14 protein-coding genes are annotated in these 14,150 nt (G+C 34.6%); 5 read left to right on the forward strand and 9 right to left on the reverse strand.

Translation table 11 applies throughout. The features are described from left to right. Positions 1-238: 238 nt before the first annotated feature. From ACHRV3_RS00140 to ACHRV3_RS00165, 6 genes are all read right to left on the reverse strand, one after another. Positions 239-379: a hypothetical protein gene (locus ACHRV3_RS00140; RefSeq protein WP_047779148.1), complete on the reverse strand. Its 141-nt coding sequence runs from the start codon at positions 377-379 to the stop codon at positions 239-241. 70 nt (positions 380-449) lie between these two features. Next, on the reverse strand, positions 450-2,210 hold the full coding sequence (locus tag ACHRV3_RS00145) for a M56 family metallopeptidase (RefSeq protein ID WP_395436154.1): 1,761 nt from the start codon (positions 2,208-2,210) through the stop codon (positions 450-452). A gap of 6 nt (positions 2,211-2,216) precedes the next feature. After that, on the reverse strand, positions 2,217-2,585 hold the full coding sequence (locus ACHRV3_RS00150; protein WP_047779146.1) for a BlaI/MecI/CopY family transcriptional regulator: 369 nt from the start codon (positions 2,583-2,585) through the stop codon (positions 2,217-2,219). Positions 2,586-2,615: 30 nt separating this feature from the next. Then, entirely contained in the window at positions 2,616-4,241 is a 1,626-nt protein-coding gene (locus ACHRV3_RS00155) for a M56 family metallopeptidase (protein ID WP_395436155.1), read from the reverse strand. Between the two features lie 7 nt (positions 4,242-4,248). Further along, positions 4,249-4,617, reverse strand: a complete 369-nt coding sequence (locus ACHRV3_RS00160) for a BlaI/MecI/CopY family transcriptional regulator (protein ID WP_047779144.1) — start codon at positions 4,615-4,617, stop codon at positions 4,249-4,251. Positions 4,618-4,979: 362 nt separating this feature from the next. Beyond that, complete coding sequence (locus tag ACHRV3_RS00165; protein ID WP_230001861.1) at positions 4,980-6,197, reverse strand: MFS transporter; 1,218 nt, start codon at positions 6,195-6,197, stop codon at positions 4,980-4,982. Positions 6,198-6,294: 97 nt separating this feature from the next. Between ACHRV3_RS00165 and ACHRV3_RS00170 the strand changes: the two genes are divergently transcribed. The 5 genes from ACHRV3_RS00170 (at position 6,295) to ACHRV3_RS00190 (ending at position 10,180) form a co-directional block, all read left to right on the forward strand. Further along, a complete protein-coding gene (locus tag ACHRV3_RS00170; protein WP_395436156.1) occupies positions 6,295-6,894 on the forward strand; it encodes a DUF1684 domain-containing protein in 600 nt (199 codons plus the stop codon). Next, entirely contained in the window at positions 6,894-7,544 is a 651-nt protein-coding gene (locus ACHRV3_RS00175; RefSeq protein WP_395436158.1) for a TatD family hydrolase, read from the forward strand. Before ACHRV3_RS00170 ends, ACHRV3_RS00175 begins: the two co-directional genes overlap by 1 nt. Positions 7,545-7,635: 91 nt before the next feature. After that, complete coding sequence (locus ACHRV3_RS00180; RefSeq protein WP_395436159.1) at positions 7,636-8,352, forward strand: ThiF family adenylyltransferase; 717 nt, start codon at positions 7,636-7,638, stop codon at positions 8,350-8,352. A 252-nt stretch (positions 8,353-8,604) separates the two neighbouring features. Further along, positions 8,605-9,267 carry an HAD family hydrolase gene (locus ACHRV3_RS00185; RefSeq protein WP_395434071.1) on the forward strand — a complete coding sequence of 221 codons (663 nt, stop codon included), beginning with the start codon at positions 8,605-8,607 and terminating at the stop codon, positions 9,265-9,267. 70 nt (positions 9,268-9,337) lie between these two features. Further along, the gene (locus ACHRV3_RS00190; RefSeq protein WP_047779137.1) at positions 9,338-10,180 is read left to right on the forward strand and encodes a DUF2911 domain-containing protein; all 843 of its coding nucleotides are present in this window, start codon (positions 9,338-9,340) and stop codon (positions 10,178-10,180) included. Positions 10,181-11,008: 828 nt separating this feature from the next. On the opposite strand, the gene ACHRV3_RS00195 is transcribed toward ACHRV3_RS00190, so the two are convergent. The 3 genes from ACHRV3_RS00195 to ACHRV3_RS00205 all read right to left on the reverse strand — a co-directional run bounded on the left by ACHRV3_RS00195 (position 11,009) and on the right by ACHRV3_RS00205 (position 14,085). After that, a complete protein-coding gene (locus ACHRV3_RS00195; protein ID WP_395434073.1) occupies positions 11,009-11,635 on the reverse strand; it encodes an MCP four helix bundle domain-containing protein in 627 nt (208 codons plus the stop codon). Positions 11,636-11,810: 175 nt separating this feature from the next. After that, positions 11,811-12,344, reverse strand: a complete 534-nt coding sequence (locus tag ACHRV3_RS00200; protein ID WP_395434074.1) for a hypothetical protein — start codon at positions 12,342-12,344, stop codon at positions 11,811-11,813. A 10-nt stretch (positions 12,345-12,354) separates the two neighbouring features. Continuing rightward, entirely contained in the window at positions 12,355-14,085 is a 1,731-nt protein-coding gene (locus tag ACHRV3_RS00205; RefSeq protein ID WP_395434075.1) for a sodium:solute symporter, read from the reverse strand. Positions 14,086-14,150 lie beyond the last annotated feature (65 nt).

Consider the following 14,150-nt stretch of genomic DNA (forward strand, 5'->3'; position numbering starts at 1 on the left):
TTTTGGATAGTATAAAATTAACCCGTTGGGAGGAGGCCTAGTTTCCAAAGCCTAAAAAAGACATCTTAAGTAGTATAAGACTATGTAAAAAAATGGAAATTTTCTTAACACACCTCAAATTATAAGTGTCAAAATCTATGTCTCTATGTGTTAAATTGATTTAGCTCAATCACAGTCAACACATTCGGCAGGTAGTATGTGAAAAGTTACGCGTTTCCGCGAGAAATAGTTTAAAAAATTAATCTAAAGCACGTTTAGTTACAAAGTAGCGGTACCCTATAAGTGCCATTTGCCATTTTTTTGCTTTGGTAATGTCTAAACCTTGTTTGGTCAAACTTGGTAAAAGAATTTTATTTAGTTTGGCTAAAATTTTATACATAGTAGGTTAATTTTTTTTCAAAGATATAAAAAAAGACTTTGTCATTTAACAAAGTCTTTCTGAGTAGTAATTAGTGCTGTTTTTTAGCCATATTCTTTTGTTGCTGAATCATCGCTCTTTGTTGCAGTCTCATGTCTCGCTCTTGTTGTCTCATATCTCTTTCATATTGTTTCATGTCCTTCTCATGTTGACGCATATCTTTTTCATGCTGTTTCATGTCGATCTCATGTTGTTTCATATCAACATTCGATTGCTGATCGTATTTCCCCATATCCGCATTGAATTGCTCCATGGCTACTTCGTATTTTTCCATTTCTTTTTCAAAAATAGCTTCACGTTTTGACATGACTTCATTCAACTCCTTTTCGTAAGCAGCCATTTGCGGTTCAAAGGCATCCATTTTCTTTTCGAATTCGTCCATTTCTCTCTCGTAATTTTTCATAGCCGTTTTATCATTTAGATTTGCAGGCGGAACGGGAGGTTTTGGCATATTAGCCATAGCAGTTGGAGGTGATGGCATTGCGCCGGCCGGGAAAACCGGAGGTGTTGGTGGAGTAGGAGGTGTCGTATAAGTGCCGTTTTGATATACGGTTCTAGTTTCTCTAACCTGTGCAGGACCTTCTTCATCGGTTAAACCATCGAGTTGTCCATCGGCGATTAATTTGATTTTTTTCGTTCCATTATCGTTTGTTGTAATGGCAATTCCGCAATCCTTAATGGCTTCATCACCATTAATCTGCATCGTTTGTGCTTCTCCGGCTCCTTTTTTAAGAGCTACTTTGATACAGGTTAATTCGTTTTTTGAATTTCTCTTTACTTCTGACACTACTACATCTACATCATGATTTGCTTTTAATTTTTCAGAAAGCTCCTTTAATTCCTGATCTGTGGTGTTTTTTTTGATTTTGTAAATCTCAACTGATTGCTCTTTTTCTTTGGTGACTGTCTCAATTTGTTTCTTTTCCTGCGCTACTGTTTTGATTTGAAATAAAACTACAAAAGCTACAAGTGCCGGAAGTATGGCGTAATACTTCCAATAGTTTCTCTTTTTTGATTGATTTTTGTTTAACATGACAATTCGTTTTTTGATTAATGATTGATAAAAATGATTGGTGATTGCTACACAAGTTTCATGTGTAGTTATTTTTAAAAGCGTGTATTGGTACGCTTTTTTGTCCGAAAGTTTTTTTGCAGCTTCGTTATCCGCAATAAACTCAAGGTTTTGAATAATGGCTTTTTTATAAAACCAGATGATTGGATTGAACCAAAACAGTACACAGAATAGTCTTGAAATCAGAACGTCAACTGTATGATGCTGATCACTGTGTACTTTTTCATGTTCAATAATACTCTCTAACTCTGATGCCGTGTACAGTGATGAGTTGTAAACGATATAATCAAAATAAGAAAAAGGAGCAATATTTTCGTTTGTATCGATAAATTTAAAATCAGCTTGTTGTTGCACTTTTTTACCTTTAAGAACAGTATTCAGACTGTAAAAATCTAATCCGAATTTTACTAAGAACGCAATAAAACCAATGGTATAAATAGCAATGTAAACCAGATTCCAGTTGATTTCGAAAGACTCTTCTTCTATAGCATGGACGATAGAAGCAGGAGAGTAACTCATATTTGAAACCGGTACAGGATCAATCCATACAATTTTGGTATACACTATAAGAGGAAGTACTACCGATGTAATCAATCCGGCTAGTAAAAACCATCTGTTGCTGGTAAAGAAAGTTTCTTTGCGTAATAGTAAATAATAAGCAAGGTAAAACAAAGCAACTAATGCGCTTGATTTTGCGATAAAAATGAAAAGTGCTTCCATAAACGACTATTTTTCTTCTTTTGAATTTTCAATCATAGCTAAAACTTCACGTAATTCAGCTGCAGAAATTTTTTCCTCTTTAGCAAAAAAGGATACCATACTTTTATAAGAGCTATTAAAATAATGATCAATAGCGGTACTCATAAATCCTGTGCGATATTCTTCGATGCTTACAATTGGATAATACTGATGGGTATTTCCAAAAGTAGTATGACTCACATATTCTTTTTCTTCCAGATTACGTACTATAGTCGAAAGTGTATTGTAATGTGGTTGCTCTTCTGTAATCTCGGCCTGAACTTCTTTTACAAATGCTTTTTTGAGCTTCCATAAAATGTGCATGATTTCCTCTTCTTTGTTGGTTAGCTTTTGCATAGTTTTAAGGTTGTAAATTAGCTGTAGTGCTTACTTTTTGGTTGTGATTTCAATCACACCATTTTTCCCTTTGTCGCCATATTTTTCTATAGCCTGAGTGCCTTTAAAAACACTCATTTTTTCTATATCAAGTGCGTCAATATCATCCATAGAAGTACCATCTGTCAGTACAACACCATCTACGATTATGAGTTGTTTAGCAGAACTTCCGCCTGATTTTACGATAACTTTTGGCTTAGATTGATTGTAATAGGTTATAGAAGTAGTTTCGTTTTTGTCCCCATCAGTACTTACATTCACGTTCGTATTTACATTGGTTTTGAAGGTTGTGATTACATGAGTATTTGTTGTACCATTTGTAAGATCACTTTTGCCAGTAGTAGTATTAGTTTTAACATCGGTATTGGTATTAGTTTTTTGAGTTTTCTTGATTTTTATCTTTGATCCTTCGGTTGTGTCCTTTTGAAATTCGTTTTTTGTAACGACAATTATTTTCTTAGACCCGTTTTCCTCAGTTTTAATGATAATACCACAGTCTTTGATAGCATCAGAACCCGAAATATGAAGGGCCTGCGTTTCTTCTTTACCGTTTTTAAGATCAACTTTAATAGAGGTCAATTCATTATTTGAATTCCTTTTTGTTTCAGAAATAACGGCATCAACATTGTGCTCCGCTTTTAACTTTTCGGTGATTGTTGCAAGCTCTTGATCTGTGGTTGTTTTTTTGATTTCGTAAACATCCATTCCTTTTACTTTTTCAGCAGCACTGTTTTTTTGAGTTTGCTCTTTTTCGTGGGCTACGACTTCAATCTGAAATAGAAGTACAAACGCTACAAGTGCCGGAATTACGGTATAATACTTCCAGTAATTCCGCTTTTTTGATTGATTTTGATTTAACATAACGATTCGTTTTTTGATTAATGATTGATAAAAATGATTGGTGATGGCAACACAATTTTCGTGTGTTGTTATTTTTAAAAGCGTGTACTGATACGCTTTTTTGTCGGAAAGTTTTTTTGCTACCTCATTATCTGCAATAAACTCGAGATTTTGAGTAATCGCTTTTTTATAAAGCCAGACAAGAGGATTGAACCAAAACAAAATACTGAAGATTCTGGCAATCAAAACATCTACGGTATGATTTTGATCGCTGTGCACTTTTTCATGTTCAATAATATTCTCTAATTCTGTAGCCGTGTAAAGTGATGAGTTATACACAATGTATTCAAAATAAGAGAACGGAGCTATATTCTCCTTGACATCAATAAATTTAAAATCGGCCTGTTGTTTTACTTTTTTGCCTTTTAGAATAGCATTTAAACTGTAAAAATCTATTGCGAATTTTATCAGCAAAGCCATGAAGCCAATGCCATAACAGGCTAGAAGCACATAATTCCAATTGATTTCAAAAAGAGGATTTTCAATTGTTTGCGTAAAAACAGGTTGAAAATCCGGATTTTGTGTTGAAGCAGGGGCAACCCATACATTTTTGGTGTACACTATAAAGGGCAATACTACAGAAGTGATTAAACCGGTCAATAAAAACCATCTGTTACTGGTAAAGAAGGTTTCTTTGCGCAGTAAAAAATAATAGGCAGTATAAAACAAGAGTAACAATCCACCTGATTTTGCGATATAAATGAATAGTGCTTCCATAAAATGATTATTTTTCTTCTTTTGGACTTTCGATCATGGCTAAGATTTCACGTAATTCAGCGGCAGAAATTTTCTCTTCTTTAGCAAAAAAGGACACCATACTTTTATAAGAGCTATTAAAATAATTATCGATAGCAGTACTCATAAAACCTTTGCGATAATCTTCGATGCTTACAATCGGATAATATTGATGGGTGTTTCCAAAGGCATTATGATTTACATATCCTTTTTCTTCCAGATTACGTACTATAGTCGAAAGCGTATTGTAGTGCGGTTGGTCTTCTGTAATCTCGGCTTGAACTTCTTTTACGAACGCTTTTTTTAGCTTCCATAAAATGTGCATGATTTCCTCTTCTTTGTTCGTTAGCTTTTGCATGTTTTCTAATTTTAATTCAAAACTACAACTATTTTTATAGTTACGCAACTATAAAAATAGTTATTTAACTATTTTTTACGTTTGAATTGTGTTTGAAGCGCTGTAAAGCCTCTCAAATTAGCCTGTAGAGCGTAATTGAGCTAAATGTTTTTTAACACATAGAAACATAGATTTTGAATTTACAATTTGAGAAGCTTTTAGAAAATCATGATTTTTTCACATAGTTTATATGATCTATTATAAGTGAAACTTCTTTTTAAGCTTTGCTAACTATGTCTCTATGTGTTAAAATTAAAGCACGCAAAAGCCTCAATTTAGTAGTGTTAAATTGAAAATGCGTTTACTATAATTAGAATGTGTAGTTAAGAAACCTTTTCGTCAATCAAAGCTTTCTTGATCCACAGACAACAAAGAGTAGCGATGATTCCGATAGAAGCCATGAAAAACCAGTTTATTTGATAGCCCAGTCTGGCAATAATCTCAAAACCAATTTTGGAACTCATAATATGTGCCAAGCTAAAACTCATGGTATAAAGCGCCATATAGCGGCCTTCTTGACCATGCGGAGCACGACTCAAAGCAAAAGCATTAGAGAAAGGAAAGGTTAAGATTTCTCCAATAGAGATGCAAATCATACTAATGACCAGTATTCCGGCCCAAACATTAATAAGTAACATGAAGAAACTTAAAGACATTACAAGTGAACCCAGTAAGATGATTTTTATTTTAGGGAAACTTTTTCGCTCCATAAAACCGACTATTGGCATTTCAAAAGCAAAAATCATAAGTCCGTTTAACGTCATTAATAATCCGGTTTGGAATTCGGTTAAACTAAATTTTTCGTTATGATATAAAGGTAAGGTCGTAAAAAGCTGAAAGAAAATCATGCCTGTTACAAAGCTTACAAACAAGAAAACCCAAAAGATCTTATCATGAAAAACAGATTTTATAGCCACAGGACTTTCAGTTTTGTCGTTATGTGGAACTTTTTTCTTTTCTTTTACCAATAAAGCAAAAATCAATATGGCAACAATACAAGACGCTCCATCAACCCAGAACAAACCTGAATAACCGATTCCCATAATGATCAAACCACCTAAAGCGGGTCCGGCAGCAAAGCCAAGATTTACGGCTAAACGAACCAATGTTAAGGCTCGGGTTCTGTTTTCCGGTTTTGCGTAAGCGCTTAAAGAAACAAACATAGCCGGCCTAAACATATCTGCAATGACCATTAGAACGAACATGGAAGCGCAGAGTGCCCAGAAAGTGGTTACATATTGAATAAAGAAGAGTGATACTCCACTAGTGAATAAACTAAAAATCATGATTTTATAAAACCCAATTTTGTCGGATAATTTTCCTCCGAGCCAAGATCCTAACATAGATCCTAAACCAAATGAAACCATAATCCAACCTACCTGATTGTATGAAAAATGCAGGTCCTCTTTTAAGTACTTTGATAAAAAGGGAAGCACCATAGTACCAGCACGGTTAATAAAAGTAACTAGTGTAAGTATCCAAATTTCTCTTGAAAATCCTTTAAAATTATTGATGTAGTGGGTAAAAGCAGTTTTGAGCATTGTAAATTGGTTATTTACAACAAAGTTAGAAAACTTTGTAACGTAGAGCGGTTGCTGCTTTGTTACTTTTAAACTATTTTTGCATAAAATTTTAAAGATGAAAAAATATATTGCATTTGTTTTGTTGTTGACCTGTGCTTTAGGTTTTAGCCAAAAGAAATTTAAGCAGAGCGATGCTGAAAAATTTCAGAAGAAAATTAATTCAGAATATGCTGATGCTAAGACAAGTCCGTTAATGGCGGAGGATCTTAAAACTTTTAAAGCCTTAGATTTTTATCCTGTAAATCAAGCCTTTTTTGTGAATGCTGTTTTTGAAAAAGCAGTAAATGAAAAGGTTTTTGAAATGAAAACCACCGGAACAAGAACACCGAAATACATTAAATACGGAACAATTACCTTTAAAATTAATGGAGTTGACTGTCAGTTGAATGTGTATCGAAATATAGAACTCTCTAAAAATCCCGAGTATAAGAATCATTTATTCTTGCCATTTTCAGATTTAACCTGTGGCAAAGAAAGTTATATAGGAGGAAGATATATTGACTTAGAAATTCCGAAAGGCAATACAATTGCTATCGATTTCAATCAGGCCTACAATCCGTATTGCGCCTATAATCACAAATATTCTTGTCCGATTGTTCCGTTGGAGAATGATTTGAAGGTTGAAATTAAAGCAGGTGTGAAAACCTTTCATTAATGGAATTCTTCAATTTTCATACGCATCAGTTTACCAATCAATCTGATATCCTAGAATTGGTCAATCAGTATCCACAAGAATTTGATGATAGCATTCCGTTTTATTCCATTGGAATTCATCCGTGGTACATTACGGAAGACAGACTAGAGAGCGATTTGAAAATTATTGAAGAAAAATTGCAAACGAGAAATTGCCTGGCTGTCGGGGAGTGTGGTTTAGACAAACGTACAGAAGTTCCGTTGGACTTGCAGATAACAGTTTTTGAAAAACAATTGATTCTTGCAGAAAAATACAGAAAACCGGTAGTGATTCATTGTGTAGCTGCTTTTCAGGAAGTGATTGCAATCAAAAAAAGAATGAAAATCACTGTTCCGATGATTGTGCATGGTTTTTCGAAAAACAGTCAGATCGCGAACCAACTTGTTAAAGAAGGATTTTATATTTCGTTTGGAAAGTACCTACTCAGAAATCCTGAATTAAAAACGGTTTTCCAACAAGTCCCAAACGATCGTTTTTTCCTGGAAACAGACACTACTCAGGAAACAATTCAGGAAGTATATACGCTTGCATCAGCATACAAGAATTTAAACAGTAAGGAATTGGAAGCAATCATTTCAAACAACTATAAAGCAGTCTTCCAAAAAACCTGAAACCTGAAACGTGAAACCTGAAACAAAAGAACCCTGAAACAAAAGAAACAAAAGAACAAAAGATATTAATTTTTTAAACAATACAGATAATATGGCAGAGTGGACAGAAAGAGCCGAGCTTTTATTTACCAAAGAAGGATTAGAAAACTTGCAAAACTCCAATGTTTTGGTAGTTGGCTTAGGAGGTGTGGGATCATTTGCAGCTGAGTTTTTGGCCAGAGCAGGAGTAGGGAGTATGACGATTGTGGATGGCGATGTAGTAGATATTACCAATATAAACAGACAATTACCGGCTTTGCATTCTACAGTTGGTGAACCAAAAATCAAGATCGTAGGAGACCGTTTGATGGATATTAATCCCGAATTAAAACTGACGCGAGTTCAGGAATTTTTATCTCCTGAGCGTGCTTTTGAAATTGTTACTCCTGAATTTGATTACGTTCTGGACTGTATTGACAGTATTACTCCGAAGTTAAATTTAATATTTGCTGCAAAACGAAAGAGAGTGAAAATCATTAGTAGTATGGGTGCTGGCGGAAAAATGTTAGCTTCGAAAGTAAAAGTTACTGATATTTCTAAAACCATAAATTGCTATTTTTCAAAAACCATTCGTAAGCGTTTGAAAGAAGCAAAAATCAATAAATTGAAAGTCGTTTTTTCTTCAGAAATTCAAGACGAGAAAAGTTTGAAATTAACAGACGGAAAAAACTTCAAAAAATCATTCTACGGAACCAACAGTTATATGCCCGGTTTATTTGGTCTTCATGCTGCAGAGACGGTTATTAGATATTTGCTTACTAAAGCTTAGTCGCAGTTTACAGTCGCAGTTTACAGTTGCAGTTTGCAGTCACAGTTTACAGACACAGTTTACAGACACAGTTTACAGACACAGTTTACAGACACAGTTTACAGACACAGTTTACAGACACAGTTTACAGACACAGTTTACAGACACAGTTTACAGACACAGTTTACGGACACAGTTAACAGACACAGTTAACAGACACAGTTAAAAAAACTCAGAAGCTTAGCAGCTCAGAACCTCAGAGACTTAAAAAAAATGATAAAAACAGTAATTTTTGATATGGACGGCGTTATTGTCGATACAGAACCCGTTCACCGTTATGCTTATTACAAACAATTTTCTGAGCTCGATATTGAGGTTTCAGAAGAAATGTACACTTCGTTTACCGGATTTTCGACGCGAAATACGTTTCAGACGTTAAAAGGGCATTTCCCGACTATAACACTCGAAGTAGAGGATTTGATTCAAAGAAAAAGAACAATTTTCAACGATGCTTTCGATACCAAAGAAGATTTATATCTGTTGGAGGGTGTGGAAGATTTGATCAAAGATTTATATGCGAGCGGAATCCAGTTAATTTTAGCATCTTCTGCATCGAAAGTAACCATTGAGCGTGTTTTTAGCCGATTTAACTTGCATCAGTATTTTACGGATCTTGTGAGTGGGGAAGACTTCCCGCAATCAAAGCCCAATCCGGCTATTTTTTTGCATGCGGCCTCCCTTTCAAAAGCACCGAAAGAGAACTGTATCGTGATTGAAGACAGTACTAATGGTGTGCTGGCTTCCAAAGGAGCAGGTATCTTTTGTGTAGGTTACAACAGCCCTCATTCTAAAATGCAGGATTTGTCAGCTTCGGATTTAATTATCAACAACTTCAAGGAATTAAATGCTAAAAAAATATCGCAATTAGGCGCTTGAATTATGTAAAATTTAACATTTGTTAGCTGATTGAATTGTAAATTTGAATAAAACAAATAAACCTAAAACAATGAAAAAACTACTTATTGCATTAGCCCTTTTTATGGCTCCTTTTGCTTCAGAAGCACAGGTTAGAACACCACAGGCAAGTCCAAAAGCTTATATCAAACAAACGGTTGGTTTAACCGATGTTGAGGTTACCTATTCAAGACCCGGAGCGAGAGGTAGAGCTGTATTTGGAAATTTAGTTCCGTTTGGAAAATTGTGGAGAACTGGTGCTAATGAAAATACGATCATTAACTTCGGCGATGATGTTGTAATTGATGGTAAAACATTAAAAAAAGGGAAATATGCAATTTATACGATTCCAAAAATAGAAAGCTGGGAAGTGATTTTCTATCTTTCTACTGACAACTGGGGATTGCCTGAAAATTGGAACGATGCTTATGTTGCCTTAAGAACTACAGTGAAAGAGGACGCTTTGCCAAAACCGGTTGAAACTTTTACAATTGGTATTAATGGTTTAGATCCTAATTTCGGTTTTCTGGAAATTGCATGGGAAAACTCACATGTTGCTTTAAAATTTGAAGTTCCAACTGCAAAAACAGCTACGGCAAGTATCGAGAAAGTATTAGCAGGACCATCATCAGGTGATTACTTTGATGCAGCACAATATACATTTCAGTCAAACGGAAATATTGCCGATGCCAGAACTTATGTAGACAAATCATTGGACATGAGTGCTGAAAAACCATATTACATTTTAAGATTAAAATCACTAATTCAGGCAAAACAAGGCGATAAAAAAGGAGCAATTGAAACAGCAAAAGCCTCTTTAGCAGCTGCTGAAACCGCCAAGAATCAGGATTACGTAAAAATGAACAAAGACAGCATCACGGAGTGGAGCAGATAAAAAAAGATTCTTTGAATCTTTTTTAAATTTCAAAATATTTAAAATTCCAAATTCCAAATTTAGTGGGATTTGGGATTTTTTTTGTGTTTTAAATTGCTTTGCAATATGATTTTTTGGTGTGCTCTTTCTCTTTGATCGAATGGATTAGCTAATAGTATTTTATTTTTAGTCATGCATTTTTTCTTGCAACCTTGTCATTTCGAAGAATGAGAAATCGCACTAGCTGCTCCGTTTCTATTTTCCACAATTTGGCCATACTGAGGAATGAAATAATTCCGTAAAGTCAAGCTCAACGGTATCGATTCAGCAAACGTAGATTCTTCGTTCCTCAGAATGACAAACTGTACGGAGTTTCTATTTTCCACAATTTTGTCATTTCGAAGAATGAGAAATCACACAAGAAGCTCCGTAAAGTGAAGCTCAACGGTATTGATTCAGCAAACGTAGATCCTTCGTTACTGAGGATGACAAACTGTACGTGGTTTCTATTTTCTACAATTTTGTCCTACTGAGAAAGGAAGTATCTTCACAAGTAATTCCGCAAAGTGAAGCTCAACGGTATCGATTCAGCAAACGTAGATCCTTCGTTCCTCAAGAATGACAAACAGGATGGAGTTTCTTGTGTGATTTCTCATTCTTCGAAATGACAAAAAGTGAATGGTAAGCTCGTAAAAAGGTAAAACTTTAAGGAAAAATCAGGAATAAACTTTACGATCCTACAAAGTCTTAAATCGAAGATGAGGCTTAGGATATCGAAACCTGAAACCTGAAACTTCAAACCTGAAACAAAAGAAACAAAAAAAACAAAAAATCCCCCTCCCTCTAAGTTTAATTCAAGCTAGGCGATTCAGGAATTTTTACAGTTTTCTTTTTCTTAATAATCAGCAGGTAAAAAGTAATCCCACCCAAAATGACAAGTAAGGCAATCTGAAGTTGCCCAAGGCTATTATTACCGCTATGCATGGCATTCGCGGCTTTTAATTTTTCCTTTCCTTCTGTAATTTGAATTTGAGAGAGTAATTCTAACGTTTTTAAAGCTTCATCGCTTGCTTTTGAAATTTGAATCCAGTTTTTAGCTTGAGATTGTTTATGGATGGTCTCGCATGAATTTAGAAAGGCTTGAAAATAAGTTTTCTCTTTTGGTGTCAGAACTGTTTTGGCATATAGATCATCTATGGTTTGGATAATCTTTAAGGTACTTGCGATTTCATTCTTTTTGATGGTATCGCTGAGGTTTAATTTTTCGGCTTCTGTTTTTATAAAATGAAGCTCTTTGGAGTATTGAAAAATATAATGCGCTACTACTAAACGATCTTTATAAATCGCATTAATGTTTTCGTTAACATTTTTGGAGTTTAGTAAGGTGTTGAAATTACTCAAAATAATAAGAAGCATGACAATAAGCAGAATGAAAGCCGCTTTGGTTTTGTTGCTGTATTTTTTTAAGTCTTTCATAATGGCGTTTTTGGAATGGTTAGTTTTTCAAAGATAGAGATTTTGAGGTTGAAAAATAACCTTGAAATTAAGGAGTAGTTTGATTTCTAGTCTGAGCCGTACATTATATTCAGTTTAACTAAACTTTCCTTTCGCTATTCTCTACAAATTGTACAACGAAACTACCTATGATTCTTTATTTTTTTCTTGCTTTTTCAATCATATTTCCTGCATAAATAAAAAATACGCCTAAAAGTAACTGGCAAAGAAATAAAGTCTGGTTTTTAGATCTGACCGTTTCGAATTTTAATTCTGTCTTTCCGTCTATGTCAATTTGAAAAATTTCGGGATTTAAATTATTTAGATCCCACTTCTTAATCCACACAACGACCTTTTTTGAACTTTCTAAATAAGACCCTATTTTATCAGATTCATTATAACCATTAAACAATGGATTAGAAGAGCCTTCTGATAAAATAAACTGATTGTCAAATTCATTTAATGAAAAAGTCAAAGTTGTTTGCCTGCTTTTAATTTCACGCCCGGATTTCTTTTCATTTGAAACAATTCCTGATGTAACGTTTGATGACTTAACTGTTCCTTCAAGCGGCATCAGGAAATTCTTTGGTAATAAAACGGTTGGTGCAAAAAAATACAAACTAAGTAGTATCGTAAAAGTACCAATAATGGATAATCTGTTCTGATATAATAGTTTAATTTTTGACAACATAAGTATCAGCTTATAACTCATTCAATTCAAGCTCATTTCGCTTAAAAACAAATAATTGCATCAATAAAGCCAAAACGATTGTCAAAATTGCCCCAATAAAGTTCAACCACAAATACCCTAATTTTTCCTGACCACTCGGGTAAATATGAATCATGAAATAATAGATGATAAAAATGGTAATCTGACTGATAATGGCACTGTAAAACATGGCTTTTGCCTGAACATGACGCAAATAAAAACCAACCAGAAAGATTCCTAAAACTGTTCCGTAAAAAATAGAACCAATAATATTGACCAACTGAATGAGGTTTTCAAATAATGTTCCTACACAGGCAAAAAGTATGGCGATAATTCCCCAGAAAAGGGTGAAAAATTTGGTTGCATTCAGATAATGTTTCTCTGATTTTTCGGTTTTTAAGTTTCGTTTGTAGATGTCAATGGCGGTTGTTGAAGCCAATGCATTTAATCCGGAAGCGGTTGAAGACATGGCAGCCGAAAGAATTACGGCTAATAGTAATCCAATAAGGCCTTTTGGCAGATAGTGAAGTATAAAATGAAAAAATACATAATCTTTATCATTCGTTTCACTGTTGCTGTCTGCCTTAGAAATGATTTCTTTGGCACGGTCACGTAAGTCTTTTTCCTTATTGGATAAAGCAACCAACTCTTTTCGCAGAATCGGGTTATCATAATCCTGATTCAACTGATCAATGTATAACAGATTGATTACTTTTTTATCCTCAGAAAGTGTGTTTAATTTTTTCTCTAACGTATGATATTCTTCTTTGAATGCCGATTTCTCGATTACAATTTTATTGTTTGGATTAAAATTTAACGGAACCGGATTAAATTGAAAAAACACAAAAACCATAATTCCAGTTAGCAGGATAAAGAATTGCATAGGCACTTTTAAAAGCCCGTTCATTATTAGTCCCATCTGACTTTCGCGAACTGATTTTCCGGATAGATAACGCCCCACCTGAGACTGATCTGTTCCAAAATAAGCAAGTGCAAGGAAAAAACCTCCTGTAATCCCGCTCCAGAACGTATATTTTTCTTCAGGATTAAAAGAGAAATCTACAATATTCATTTTGTCATTTGCTCCGGCAATATGCATGGCACTGGAGAAAGTCATGTCATTTGGCAGGTAATGTAAAATGAGGAAAAAGGTGATAAACATTCCGGTCATAATGACGAACATTTGTTGTTTTTGAGTTACGTTTACCGCTTTTGTACCTCCGGAAAATGTATAAATAATTACCAGCACACCAATGATAACATTCATAAAGGTCAGGTTCCAGCCTAAAAGAGCCGATAAGATAATTGCCGGTGCGTAAATGGTCAATCCGGTTCCTAAACCTCTTTGAACAAGGAAAAGAATTGCGGCTAAAGATCTGGTTTTAAGGTCGAATCGTTTTTCCAGAAATTCGTAGGCAGTATAAACTTTTGCTTTATGATACAGCGGAATAAAAGTCACACAAATGACAATCATGGCAATTGGTAATCCAAAGTAAAACTGTACAAAACCCATTCCGTCATGATAAGCTTGTCCGGGTGTTGACAAGAAAGTGATGGCGCTTGCCTGAGTTGCCATTACAGAAAGTCCGACGGTATACCAAGGCGTTTCATTATTGCCGAGAATAAAATCCTCGACATTTTTACTTCCTTTGGTTTTCCAAGAGCCGTATCCAACAATAAATAAAAGTGTAACAATTAGAACGATCCAATCAAATAGTTGCATAGGTTATGAGTATAATTGCATGATTAAGAGAAAAATCAGAATGTAAATGGCATTGGCCACCAAAA

Source organism: Flavobacterium sp. FlaQc-49, assembly GCF_044005985.1.
GTDB classification, from domain to species: domain Bacteria; phylum Bacteroidota; class Bacteroidia; order Flavobacteriales; family Flavobacteriaceae; genus Flavobacterium; species Flavobacterium cupriresistens.